14 protein-coding genes and 2 pseudogenes are annotated in these 11,676 nt (G+C 67.2%); 7 read left to right on the top strand and 9 right to left on the bottom strand.

Annotated features, from left to right (window positions below; all coding sequences use genetic code 11):
- Positions 1-126: 126 nt before the first annotated feature.
- Entirely contained in the window at positions 127-624 is a 498-nt protein-coding gene (locus ON32_RS19255) for a GAF domain-containing protein (protein ID WP_157224246.1), read from the top strand.
- On the opposite strand, the gene ON32_RS19250 is transcribed toward ON32_RS19255, so the two are convergent.
- The 3 genes from ON32_RS19250 to ON32_RS19240 all read right to left on the bottom strand — a co-directional run bounded on the left by ON32_RS19250 (position 621) and on the right by ON32_RS19240 (position 3,226).
- Complete coding sequence (locus ON32_RS19250) at positions 621-1,574, bottom strand: helix-turn-helix transcriptional regulator (protein WP_040792322.1); 954 nt, start codon at positions 1,572-1,574, stop codon at positions 621-623. The genes ON32_RS19255 and ON32_RS19250 overlap by 4 nt on opposite strands.
- Positions 1,575-1,807: 233 nt before the next feature.
- Positions 1,808-2,461, bottom strand: coding sequence for a TetR/AcrR family transcriptional regulator (locus ON32_RS19245; RefSeq protein ID WP_040792321.1), 654 nt, complete (start codon positions 2,459-2,461; stop codon positions 1,808-1,810).
- Between the two features lie 105 nt (positions 2,462-2,566).
- The gene (locus ON32_RS19240; protein WP_083874650.1) at positions 2,567-3,226 is read right to left on the bottom strand and encodes a TetR/AcrR family transcriptional regulator; all 660 of its coding nucleotides are present in this window, start codon (positions 3,224-3,226) and stop codon (positions 2,567-2,569) included.
- An 89-nt stretch (positions 3,227-3,315) separates the two neighbouring features.
- On the opposite strand from ON32_RS19240, the gene ON32_RS19235 reads away from it, so the two are divergent.
- A complete protein-coding gene (locus ON32_RS19235) occupies positions 3,316-4,092 on the top strand; it encodes an SDR family NAD(P)-dependent oxidoreductase (RefSeq protein WP_051133455.1) in 777 nt (258 codons plus the stop codon).
- 298 nt (positions 4,093-4,390) lie between these two features.
- On the opposite strand, the gene ON32_RS19230 is transcribed toward ON32_RS19235, so the two are convergent.
- Together ON32_RS19230 and ON32_RS19225 are read right to left on the bottom strand one after the other, a co-directional pair.
- Positions 4,391-4,828: a VOC family protein gene (locus ON32_RS19230; protein WP_040792320.1), complete on the bottom strand. Its 438-nt coding sequence runs from the start codon at positions 4,826-4,828 to the stop codon at positions 4,391-4,393.
- A complete protein-coding gene (locus tag ON32_RS19225; RefSeq protein ID WP_040792319.1) occupies positions 4,825-5,415 on the bottom strand; it encodes a DinB family protein in 591 nt (196 codons plus the stop codon). Before ON32_RS19225 ends, ON32_RS19230 begins: the two co-directional genes overlap by 4 nt.
- Positions 5,416-5,476: 61 nt before the next feature.
- On the opposite strand from ON32_RS19225, the pseudogene ON32_RS19220 reads away from it, so the two are divergent.
- Together ON32_RS19220 and ON32_RS19215 are read left to right on the top strand one after the other, a co-directional pair.
- Positions 5,477-6,427 (top strand): annotated as a pseudogene (locus tag ON32_RS19220) (helix-turn-helix transcriptional regulator); the annotation flags it as partial.
- A 107-nt stretch (positions 6,428-6,534) separates the two neighbouring features.
- Positions 6,535-7,302 carry a dienelactone hydrolase family protein gene (locus ON32_RS19215; RefSeq protein ID WP_040792318.1) on the top strand — a complete coding sequence of 256 codons (768 nt, stop codon included), beginning with the start codon at positions 6,535-6,537 and terminating at the stop codon, positions 7,300-7,302.
- Between the two features lie 163 nt (positions 7,303-7,465).
- Here ON32_RS19215 and ON32_RS30205 read toward each other — a convergent pair.
- Positions 7,466-7,682, bottom strand: a pseudogene (locus ON32_RS30205) (acyl-CoA dehydrogenase family protein); the annotation flags it as partial.
- A 317-nt stretch (positions 7,683-7,999) separates the two neighbouring features.
- Here ON32_RS30205 and ON32_RS30565 point away from each other — a divergent pair.
- On the top strand, positions 8,000-8,416 hold the full coding sequence (locus ON32_RS30565) for a peptidoglycan DD-metalloendopeptidase family protein (RefSeq protein ID WP_083874648.1): 417 nt from the start codon (positions 8,000-8,002) through the stop codon (positions 8,414-8,416).
- Positions 8,401-9,858 (top strand): phytoene desaturase family protein, encoded by a 1,458-nt coding sequence (locus ON32_RS19205; RefSeq protein WP_040792316.1) that lies wholly within the window; start codon positions 8,401-8,403, stop codon positions 9,856-9,858. The genes ON32_RS30565 and ON32_RS19205 overlap by 16 nt, the downstream gene beginning before the upstream one ends.
- On the opposite strand, the gene ON32_RS19200 is transcribed toward ON32_RS19205, so the two are convergent.
- On the bottom strand, positions 9,839-10,108 hold the full coding sequence (locus ON32_RS19200; protein WP_040792315.1) for an LLM class flavin-dependent oxidoreductase: 270 nt from the start codon (positions 10,106-10,108) through the stop codon (positions 9,839-9,841). The genes ON32_RS19205 and ON32_RS19200 overlap by 20 nt on opposite strands.
- Before the next feature lie 103 nt (positions 10,109-10,211).
- Here ON32_RS19200 and ON32_RS28040 point away from each other — a divergent pair, with 103 nt between their 5' ends.
- Positions 10,212-10,445, top strand: a complete 234-nt coding sequence (locus ON32_RS28040) for a ferredoxin (protein ID WP_306307660.1) — start codon at positions 10,212-10,214, stop codon at positions 10,443-10,445.
- Here the strand turns inward: ON32_RS28040 and ON32_RS19195 are convergent.
- Together ON32_RS19195 and ON32_RS19190 are read right to left on the bottom strand one after the other, a co-directional pair.
- A complete protein-coding gene (locus ON32_RS19195) occupies positions 10,431-10,811 on the bottom strand; it encodes a hypothetical protein (protein ID WP_040792314.1) in 381 nt (126 codons plus the stop codon). The two genes, ON32_RS28040 and ON32_RS19195, sit on opposite strands and share 15 nt — an antisense overlap.
- On the bottom strand, positions 10,808-11,113 hold the full coding sequence (locus ON32_RS19190) for a type II toxin-antitoxin system Phd/YefM family antitoxin (protein WP_040792313.1): 306 nt from the start codon (positions 11,111-11,113) through the stop codon (positions 10,808-10,810). The genes ON32_RS19195 and ON32_RS19190 overlap by 4 nt, the downstream gene beginning before the upstream one ends.
- Positions 11,114-11,676 lie beyond the last annotated feature (563 nt).

Below are 11,676 nucleotides of genomic sequence, written 5' to 3'. Positions count from 1 at the left end.
AGGTCTTCGCCGAGGGTGACTGACGAAATGGCAGTGGTCGGCATGGTATAGGTATCAGCGTGTCATAGCCGATATGCGATACCGGCGCCCGGCCGGGGAACGGGATCGACCGGGATGGAGGTACTGGTGGGCGACACGACCGTGGTGACCGGTGGGTGCGATGGTGCCGTGCGTGGGGCCGCTCCTACCTGGCACGCCGAGTTGTCCGACCTCATGGTCCCGCTCGCCGAACGGCTTCCGATGGATGTCATGGTCGGGGTGACCGTGTGGCTCGACAACGAGCCCCGGGTGGCCGCTTGGACCTCGCTCAGCGCGAAACTGGCCGAGGAGGCCCAGATCATCGCGGGCGCCTCCCCGAACCGGGACGTTCGGTCCACCGGCAGGTCCATCGAGGTGGGCGACCTACACGAGGTATCGCTATGGACCGAATGCGCGGCCGAGCTACGACTGTTGGGTATCCGGTCGGTCTACTGCCTGCCGGTGCTCGTCGACGGCACCGCGGTGGCCGTGTTCGATCTGTACACGGGTCGGGTGGGCGCCTTCTCCGACCAGCCTGTTCCCGTGCTGGTCGACACCGCCGATCGTTTCGCCGAGTCCATGCGATGGGCGGTTTCGCGGCCCTAACCGCGCAGGACCGCGCTGGGGCTGCGGCCGTAGGCGCGTCGATACTCGGCGGCGAAGCGACCGGGATGCGCGAACCCCCAGCGGGCCGCGATCGCGGTGACGGTTTGGCCGTTCTCGGGGGAGGCGGCGCGCAGCTGCTCGTGTGCGGCCTGTAACCGCATGCGACGCAGATAGGCCATCGGTGTGGTGTCCAGGTGCCGGCGAAACGCCAGCTGTACGGCCCGGATGGTGACATGGGCGGCGGACGCGATATCGGCCACCGAGATGTCCTCGGCGATATGCGCGTCCAGATAGGCGATGGCGCGGCGCAGAGTGTCGGGGTGGGCGTCGTGGGTATCGGTGCTCGTGGGCTCGGTGTGCGTGTTGTTGGGTAACGCGGTCAAGGTGATGGCGGCCAGATACCGGGTGGCGTTGGCCACTACCAGGGGTTCGCTGCGCAGGAGCGGGTCGGCGAGGACGTTATCGCGCAAGTGGGCGATGGTATCGCGCAGTGAGCGAGCCGTTGCGGCGGAGACGGGCCGGTGGCCGGTCAATCGCACGGGTTCCCGCTCCCGGCCGGGGTGGCTTTCGGCCACCTGGTCGAGCAACCGGGGATCGAACATGGCGATCGTGTAACGCACGTGGTGCAGTGTTCCGGAGAACGGCAGTTCGAGGGGAGCGAGTAGGGCGGTGTCGCCGGGGCCGAAGGTATCGTTCGAGCAGTCGGGGAGACGTGCTTCGATCGTGCCGGTCTCCATACTGCACAGGCACACCTTCCCCAATGGATCTGCCCGATAATCCATTTCGAAATCGAAGGCGACATCGTCCACACTCACAGTTCCGGAATCGATACGAGAGATGGTGGCCCGGGGATGTCGAGAGTCGCTGCCGATCCGGATCCGGGTATAGGTCGAGCTGAGGAATTCCTCGGTGACGCCGAGGTCGTCGCTCTGGAAGGTCGAGATCGTCATAGAGATACCACCCGCTCGCCGAACTGCCCGGAACACGCCGCGGGTCGGCGTCGTCGTTCACCGACCGATGCGGCCGGAACACCCATCCTAGCGGCGTGGCCCGGGAGCGACCGCCGGGTCTCGACGGGGCCACCGGTCCGGCCGGGTCGTATGCGGACCGAGCGGCTCCGATCCAGAGAACGGGCATGCCCCAATGTAAGCCATAGCTCTCGATGGGGGAGAGTGATGTTCTCCTACGGTTTCCGGGTGAACCCCTGCGAACAGAAGTCCCAGACCTCCTCGGCCGTGATCGGGTCGCCGGTTTCGTCGTCGCCGCCGCTGGACTGTGCGGTGAACATGACCGTCTGTATCACCATGGCGGACATCCGGCGTGGATTCACCTCGGGGCGCAGCAGATTCGCCTCGGCGGCCTCGGTCATCAGTTCGGTGAACAGACCCACCAGCGGCGCGTGTGCCACCTTGACCTGGGTTGGATGGGTGACCAGCAACCGAGGGGCGAAATCGGTGAACAGCGGCCGTTGTGCGGTGGGGTCGGGGCGGCACAGCGCGTAGAGCAACTCGACGGCCAGGCGCAGTCGGTCCAGCGGGTCGTCCTTACCGCTCGCAGCGGCTCGAATCTGGTCCGCGGTGCGGCTGAGGGCGTCCTCGAACAGGGCCAACAGCAGTTCGTGCTTTCCGTCGAACTGCAGATAAAAGCTACGCAGGGACTGGCGTGACCGATCCACGACCTCCTGGACCGTGAAATCGGTGGTGCCCTTCTCGGCGATGATCGCCTGGGCGGCATCGAGGAAACGCTGCACACGCTGCTCTGCGCGCAGCTTGGCGGTTCTGATGGAGCGTTCAACCGCACGTTGCTTCCAGGCCGGCTCTTCGCTGGGGTTGCTCACCGGTCGACCAACTCGGTCCCATGTGTGGAGAACATGAATGCACTCTACTGGAGCCGGCCCTGCCCTCGGACGCCCGACCTGCCTTCATTTCGATTTTTGAGAATATCACTCTCTTTTGAAGAGAGTGATATCATCCTTTTGTGGATCGACCGTGCTCGGAGCATGTGGGGGTGGGTCGGTGGGATGTGCGGCGCAGGCCCGGAGGCCGTCGAGCAGGAACGTCAGGTGCCGCCGCCAGGCATCAGGTGCATCGGGTCGGGACAATTCCGCGGTGCGCACCACCGCGGCCATGGCCAGCGCCGCGTCCTCGGCGGTGAAGTCCGAGCGTAGGTCGCCGGATTCCTTGGCCCGTGCCAGGATCGAGTCGAAGTTCCGGCTCGCGCGCTGTTTCACCTCGCCGATGGCCGGTGTGTCGGGGAAATCGCGAGCGCATACGTCGGCGTAGCCGCGGTCGGTCACCTGGAGTTCGCAGACGGTGGTCAGGAACCAGGTGAACGCTTCCCAGGGATCGGGCATCGCCAGCGCGCGTTCGCCTACGGTGATGCCGTTTTCCACCAGGTCGAGGCAGGCTGCCGCGACCAGGTCGTCCCGGCGGGGGAACCGGTTGTAGAGCGTACCGATGGATACCCCGGCCGCGCGCGCCACGGCTTCCAGTGGAGCGTCGATCCCCTTGTCCGCGAAGACGGTCCGGGCCGCGGCAATGAGCTGCTCGCGGTTGCGGCGGGCGTCGCTGCGCAGTCCTCGGGAGTCGCTCCGGGTCGGCATACCTTCATTCTAAATAAGTTGAGACCATCCTCAACTTAGGGGTAGTCTGCATAACTCGAGGTGGTTCTCAACTTAGGAGGGTGGAGTCCATGGGAGTGGTTACGGTCTTCGGCGCCGGTCCGGCGCTCGGACTGTCCGTGGCGCGCCGATTCGGGAGTGCAGGGCTATCGGTCGCGCTGGTGTCCCGGACCGAGCGGAAGTTGGCCGCGTATGTGAAAACCCTTGCCGGGGAAGGGATCAGAGCCGAGGCCTTTCCGGCCGATCTCGCCGACCACGCCGGGGTGGCGAGTGTGGTCGAGCGGATCACCCGCCGACTCGGCCCGCTCGAAGTGGCCTACTACGGTCCGGACGGCCTGGGCACCAGTGTGTCCGCGACCCTGGACGTCGAACCGGAACTGCTGCGGGAGCAGTTGGCGTTCAATCTGCTGTCGCCGGTCGCGGTGGCGCGCGCCGTATGGCCGGCCATGGCCGAAAGTGGCACCGGGTCACTGCTGTACGCACTGGGAATGGCGTCGAAATACCCGGAACCCATGACCGGCAGTGTCGGGTTGGCCCAGGCGGCGTTGCGCAATCATCTGCACGCGCTGCATCGGGAACTGACGCCGCGGGGAGTATATGTGGGGGCGTTGTTGATCGGTGATCTGATCGAACGCAGCGCAGCGGCGGCGCTGGTGGATGCCGATCCCGAGGGGCTGCCGGTGGACGGGGCCGATGGGCTGGTGATGGACCGGGTCGATCCGGATCGGCTCGCGGAAGCGCTGTGGGACATGCACATGCGCCGAGACGAAGTGGAAGTGGAGATCGGGTCGCCGACACTGCGGCGGAAAACGGACGAACTACCCGCCTCCGGTGCCGTTTCCGGATAGTCGCGAGTGGGGGCCGACCGGACCGCGAACTCGCGGTCCGGTCGGCCGCGGTATCCGTCCTTTTCGGCCGCGTGGTCGATGAACCGGGCGAGCAGATCGTGCAACTGTCGGCGTTCGTCCGGGAAAACGGGGCGAGCAGCTCGGTCATCACCTCGTCGGCGATGCACGGCGGCGAGGGGAGTGCGGCCGCTCGGCGTGATGCTCACGGCATGGCTACGGCGGAATCCCCACGCGCGGCGGGATGGACCGAAGGGCCGCGCCGCGGGCATGTCGACATCGCGGAGTCGTCCGTGACGGATCAGTCGAGGCAGAACTCGTTGCCCTCGGGGTCTGCCATCACGATATGACCGGCATCGAGTGGGGGAGCGGGTTCGTGACGGCGCAGTCGAGTGGCGCCATGGGAGACAAGCCGCTCGGCCTCGGTCTCCAATGCCGCCATCCGCTCCTCGCCCACGAGCCCGGGAGCGGCCCGTATATCGAGGTGTACGCGATTTTTGCGCTGCTTGCCTTCCGGTACTCGTTGAAAGTAAAGCCGCGGGCCGGAGCCCTCGGGGTCGACCACCGCCGCCGCGTCGTTACGGCGCTCGGGTGGTACGCCCATGGCGTCCAAGGCCTGTTCCCACGAGTCGAATCCCTCGGGCGGGTCCTGTGGTCGATAGCCGAGGGCCTCGGCCCAGAACGCCGCCGATGCGGCCGGGTCGGCACAGTCGAAGGTGATCTGGATATCGCGGGTCATCGCGGTTCGCTCCCTACCAGGGTTGCTCGATGGGTGTGCAGGTAGAGGTCACGCAGCAGGCATACCTCGGCCAGATGGTGGATCAACTCGCGGTTGATGTGCAGCACCAGTGTCGCCATCGGAAGGTCGGCGTAGGGTCCTTCCGCCGGTCCGCACGGCCGGGCCAGACCGCTTTCGCCGAGCGATTCGACCCCGGCCCTCCACCGGGCGTATTCCCGGTCGAGCTGGGCCAGTGCCTCGGTTGCCGTGGCGGCGTACTCGAACGACCCGTAGTCGGTGGCCGGGCGGCCGAAATGCGCGGCATTGCGGACCGCGAGCACACCGACGATCACATGGGCGAGCCGCCAGGCGATCGTGGTGAACGGCGGTGGATCGGGCTGCGGGAACGCGAAGTCGACGGTCATCGCGCCGGACCCGCCCTGTACCGGCGCGGTGCCGGTGCCGCGGGGCCGCACACTCCAGCAGTCGGGCACCGGTTCCCAGAAGTACTCGTCGTCGGTGAGTCCGTCGAGACGGCCGCGTAGCTGGTTCGTCCACAACCAGTCCACCTGATCTCGGAGTACGGGATTCCAGACTTGATCGGTCATGGGAACAGCATTACGCCTATTGCGGACAGATTCGTTCCGCGATTCGTGACACGATATTCGGGTGAGCGTGGAGGGAACCACCGAGCGGGTGTTGCGGCTGCTGGAACTGCTGCAACGCCGTCCGTCCTGGACCTCCGCCGAACTCGCCGCCGAACTGGGTGTCACCGATCGCTCGGTGCGTCGGGACGTGGAGCGGCTGCGGGCGCTCGGCTATCCCGTGCAGGCGGCGGCCGGTGTCGGTGGCGGTTATCGACTCGGTGCCGGAGCCCGGCTGCCACCGTTGCTGCTCGACGATGCGGAAGCGATCGCGACGGCGGTATCCCTGCGCTTGGCGGCCGGTGGCACCGTCGCCGGGGCGGGTGAGGCGGCATTGCGGGCGCTCACCAAACTCGACCAGGTGATGCCGCCCCGCCTGCGTGCCGAGGTACGTGCGGTGCACGGAGCCACCGAGACCTTGGCCGGACCCCGAGCCGAGATCGATGCGGAACTGTTGGTGACGCTCGCGCGCGCCTGCCGGGATGCCGTGCGGGTGCGATTCCGATATGCCGGACGTGCAGGTGAGGAGCGGGAACGCACCGTCGAGCCGGTGCGGATGGTTGCCACCAACTGGCGCTGGTATCTGATGGCCTGGGATGTCGACCGGGATGACTGGCGCACCTTCCGTCTGGATCGCATGCACGACGTGGTGGCGACGACCTGGCATTTCCGGTCGAGGGACCATCCGGATCCGGCCGGCTATGTCCAACGGTCGGTGGCCGAGGCGCCGTACCGGTACCTGGCCCGGATCCGGGTGCGCGCCCACCCTGACCAGGTGCGGAAGCTGGTGCCGCCACAGGTGGGGCGCGTCGAGGACGACCACGACGGTTGGTGTGTGCTCGTCGTCGGTGGGGACGATTTGGGCCGGTTGGCCGTGCACGTGGTGGGGATGGGTTTCGACGTGGAGGTGCTCGAGCCGGCGGAGCTGTGTGAGGCCGCCGCCGCGCTCGCCCGCCGCCTCGACGCCATGGCCGGAACGGACCGACCGGAAGCCGAAGCGGACCGCGGACCCGACGCGGCCGCGCCACGGAGCCGGTCCGTACGATCTGCAGAAAGAGCCACGGACACGGAAGGCCGACCACGATGACGGATGTGCGGGGCACGACGGTGGACATCCCGACCCCGGACGGGACGGCCGACGCCTATCTGGTCCACCCGGACGACAGCGCCGCCTACCCCGGTGTCCTGCTGTTCCAGGATGCGTTCGGAATACGACCCGCGCTACGGGCGGTCGCCGATCGTATCGCCTCGAGCGGCTATACCGTGCTGGTGCCGAATATTTTCCATCGGTTTGGTCTCGCACCGGTTTTCGACCTGCCCGAGTTCATCGGCCCGGACAACCGTGCCGAGGTGTTCGAGCGGATCGTTACGGCTCTTCGGGGTACGAATACCGACGACCTGGTTCGGGATGCCGGTGCATACCTGGCATGGATGCGCGATGCGCCGCAGGTGGCCGAGGGGCCGGTGGGTCTGACCGGATACTGCATGGGGGTGCGGCTCGTATTGCGGACCGCCGCCGCGTATCCGGATCGGGTGGCGGCCGCCGCCGGTTTCCACGGCAGCAATCTCGTCGGCGATACGGATGCGAGTGTCGAGGGTGTCGTCGGGGATATCACCGCGCAGGTGTATCTCGCATTCGCCGACGAGGATCCGGGAATGACACCGGAGCAGATCCACACGCTGGACAAGGCCCTCGCCGCCGGCGGGGTACGGGCCCGCAGTGAGGTCTATTCCGGTGCCGCGCACGGTTTCACCCAGATCGACACCGCCGAATACGACGCCGAAGCGGCCGAGCGACACCACCGGGAGCTCGTCGCGCTCTTCGGTCACACCCTGCGTGGACAGGACTGAGCCTCGGTCGGATGAGTACCCGGGGTCTTCGTTTCGCGCTGTGCTCGATCGGTGGACCTCGCGCGACCGTGCGTCCTGTGTCGACGGCCGCGACGGTTTCGTCCCGACCGGCATGCTCGGGGCGAGTGGGCCGATGGTTCTTTTCCCCGGTGACAGGCGGTCGGAGGTGGGCGAGGCGGGGCGCGTAACCGAGCTTGTGATGGCACCCGCTTCGCGGGTGGGCTCGCGGTGCTGCTCAGGAGGGCGCCCAGCACCAGTGCCCGTCGGTAGTGTCGGTGGAATTCGTGTTCGGCGGTGAAGCCGATTCCGCCCAGCACCTGCCGGTAATTTCGGGCGGCGACGAGCGCCGCGCATCCGACGGCCGCCTCGGCGGGTAGGGCGCCTCAGGTGGTCGCGCGGGAAGGGAGGCGCGGCGAGGGAGATTTCCTCTCGTCGAGGATGCGCAAAGGCAGGGCGGGATTCAGGGTGCTGTTTCCGGGAAAGGGGTGGTTCTTCCAACGCACTCGGGTGCCCCGGTGAAGAGCAGGAGAACGAACGCGCCCATCGGTCGGCCGCCTTCGCCGAGAAACGCCCGCTGCGTTGGACGGGACGCTGAGAGCGGTCGGGGCCCCGCTGGGCGCAACTGCTGCTCTCGAAGGCCGAAGCGTACTTCGGGGTGGAAACAGTAGAACTTCCGGTCATCCTGCCCGGATGAACAATCTGGTCCACTGGATATTCGCGACCAAGGTCCCGGCGGGTCCGGAAACAGACATCGCTCAGGCGCCCTTACGGCTCACAGAATTCCCGCCGGTGTCACCGAGATGAATACCCGGAAGGACCGAGCGATGGGTGTGGCGGTGGGCACGAGGTCGTAACCGATAATGGAGCGGAGTCGATCTGCCTGTCCCATCTCCGGCGAGGGAGCGTTATGGTGACGGAAGATCAGTTCGTGACCGCCGGTGGGCGGATCGGTGCCGTGGGTGATTCCGGTAATTCCGGTGAGCCGCATCTGCATATTCATGCGGAATGCGAGGGCGGGCCCCGGTACCTCGTCTTCCAGGAGGCGAACCGACGGCTCCACAAGGGCGGTATCGTCGAAGTACCGAGTCGGGAGCGCAAATGGCTGATGTCGTAGTGGTGGGTTCGGGCCCCAACGGTCTCGCGGCCGCGGTGATCCTGGCCGCTGCGGGGCTCGAGGTCGAGGTCCACGAAGCGAGCGACATCCTCGGCGGTGGTTGTCGGACGGCGGAGGTGACCCTGCCCGGTTTCCGGCACGATATCTGCGCCGGCGCACATCCCATGGCCATGGCATCGCCGTTCTTCCGGGCCTTCGATCTCGCCGCGCACGGAGTGGAGCTCCTGGCGCCGGAAGCCTCGTACGCGCATCCGCTGGACGGTGGGGTGGCGGGGGTGGCGTGGCGGGACCTGGACCGTACGGTTGCGGAACTGGGTCCCGACGGTAAAGCGTGGCGGTCGCTGTTTGCGCCCCTGGTGCGGGAGTGGCGGGCGGTGGTGGATGTGGCCATGTCCGATATGCGGCATATCCCGATCTCGGCCGCCGCGATCCGGTTCGGGTTGCGCATGCTCGAGCAGGGGTCGCCGCTGTGGAATGTGCGATTCCACGGTCGGATCGCGCCCGCGCTGTTCACCGGAGTGGCCGCGCATGTGATCGATCGTCCCCGAGCGCTGCCCGCGGTAGGGGCGGGAACACTGCTGGCCACCCTGGCGCATGTCGATGGCTGGGTCATTCCGCGTGGTGGTAGTCAACGTATCGTCGACGCCCTCGCCGACGATCTGCGGCGGCGCGGCGGGCGGGTGATCACCGGGCATCGCGTGGATTCCCTGGACGAGTTCACCGGAGCCCGCGCCGTCCTCTGTGATATCTCCCCGGCCGAACTGGTGCGCATCGCCGGGGATCGGCTACCCGCCCGCTACCGGCGTACGCTCACCCGCTACCGCTACGGTGGGGCCGCCACCAAGGTCGACTTCGCGCTGTCGGGACCTGTGCCCTGGGCGGCCCCGGGCTGTGCGGAGGCGGGGACACTGCACGTGGTGGGTACCCGCGCCGAGGCCCTGGCCACCGAATACACCCTTCTCGAGGGGAAACACAGCGAGCGCCCGTATCTCATCGTCATCCAACCCGATATCGTGGACCCCGATCGCGCTCCCGCCGGAAAGCACACCCTCTACACCTACGCCCATGTGCCCAATGGCTCGGACCTCGATATCCGGGAACAGGTCATCGCCCAGATCGAACGTTTCGCCCCCGGCTTCCGCGATCTGATCCTGGCCACTCATATCCGCACGGCCGCCGAAATGCCCGCCTACAACGCCAACTACGTGGGCGGGGATATCTCCGTCGGCGCCATGTCCCTCGGCCAGACCCTGTTCCGTCCGGCTCCCCGCTGGAACGCCTACGCCACCCCGCTCGACGGTGTCTATCTGTGCTCGTCGGCGACCTCACCCGGTGGCGGGGTGCACGGTATGTGCGGTTTGTACGCCGCCGGTCACGCCCTGCGCACCGATTTCGGTATCCGCACCGATCCGCTACGACTGCTCACCACACAGTATTCGTAGCGGCACGTGATCGGCCCGGCCGTCCCGGGCCGGTTGAACCACCCCCGATGTGGCCCAGGAGTCGCTGCCGGTTCGGCGCGGAGTTGCCGCCGATCCGGATCGGGGCGGGCTGCTGCACCGGACGTGGTCGCGCCACCACGTCGCGGGCGCTGAAATGGCGGCCGGTGTAGTCGAACGGTTGTTCGCTCCAGTGCAGTGACAGCACCTTCGACGCCTCGTCGAACAGGGCATTGCGTTCGGTGAAATCCACTCCCACAGTATGGAATTCGCTTTCGGATATCCGGTTCCATCGGATTCGGTGAGGAAGCGGATACCGGCGAAACCGCCGTCGTAAAGTGTGCAGGGCCCCGCCGATGCGCGCGATGAAGGTCTCCGTCGATGCCGATCGGTGCTGCGGTCACGGAGTCTGCCTGTCGGCGTGTCCGGATACGTTCACATCGAGCGAATACGGCTGTGCGGGGGTGACCGTTTCGGCGATGGCGCCCCAGTATGCGGCCGGGGTCGCCGAGGCCGGGGATACGTGTCCCGAACGCGCGATCGATCGAGGTCGTGGACGAGTAGTGGTGGCGGGCTCAGGAGCCCGGTAGAGCCTCGATGTCCACGTCGTAGCCCCTGTACCGTTCCGGCCGTTGGGTCAGCACGCTGCGCTGGAGCGAGCGGGCCGCCCACACCACGGGGGCGATCAGCACCCAGTCGGCCGGATCGGCGCAGGGTGGTACTTCGGCGGCCATCCGCTGGGCGGCCTCGCAATCGAGTTCGACCCAGCGCACCACGCCGCGCGCGGCGAACAGCTCGGAGAAATCTCCGTCGCCGGCGAAGCGTTGCGCCGCCATGAGGGACACGGTGGGGATCACCAGGATGCGGCGGTGGATGGCCAGCTGCCGCAGCAGCACATAGCCATAGGTGGGTGTTTCGGCGAGGGTGACCAGCGCGGTGTCGTCGGCAACACTCACGCGGCGCCCGCCGAACCGCCCGCGTTGAGCCGGTCGAGCCACTGCTCGGCCCGGGCTACTTCTTCCGGAGAATGCTCGGCCAGCTTCGTGTCGAGGCGTTCGATGGTGGTGTTGCGCACCTGTTCGTCCAGGAATGCCGGTGGCAGCACACCCCCCTCGAGTATCGAAGCGGGCAGCATGATCACGGCGTCCTTGCCTTCGCGGGTGACGACCACCGGACGCCCCGAGGCGGCGACCTGGTCGACGACTCGTCCGAGCCGGTCGCGCAGATCGCTCAGCGGAACGCTGTCGTAGTCGGACATGTCGCCACTGTACGTCACGTCGTACGGCGTCGAAAGGCTCTGTGAGCAGGGAGTCAGTGTTTCGACGGCCGGTACGGGACAGTGGCGAGCCGTGCGGTGTCGAATCGTTGGGCATCACCACCACACCGACGACGACCGACACCGCCGACCGCCCTCGACGATGTCGACGAGCTGGTGCGCATCCTGTCCGCGGGGGTGAATGTCGTCTCGTCGGCCTCGTTCATCACCGGCCGCAATCCGGGCGCCGACCGAGCACGTATCGAACGGGCGTGTCGGCCGGGTTGGTCCCGGATTCGCGGAACTCCTGGCTCTGGCCGCCGACACCGCGACACCGCCTGCGACCGGAGTGCCGTCGCCGGCACGCCGAGGGTGCACATGACAGCGAACTTCCTGCCGCCCCCGGATGTTCGTGGTGAAACGATCGTCGATTTCATGGTGCTCGGCCGCGGCATGACGGTCATGCCGCCGATCAACGCCATTCCCGCGGTGGTGGCCGCACTACCCGGTATCGCCACCTACACCGATCTGTCGCCGATCTGTCGCCGAATCTTCCGCGGGGTGTC

Origin of the sequence: Nocardia paucivorans NBRC 100373 (genome assembly GCF_000308675.1) — a bacterium.
Classification (GTDB): Bacteria; Actinomycetota; Actinomycetes; order Mycobacteriales; family Mycobacteriaceae; genus Nocardia; species Nocardia paucivorans.
The sequence above is the reverse complement of the archived record's forward strand: the minus strand, read 5'-3'. Positions and strand labels throughout refer to the sequence as shown.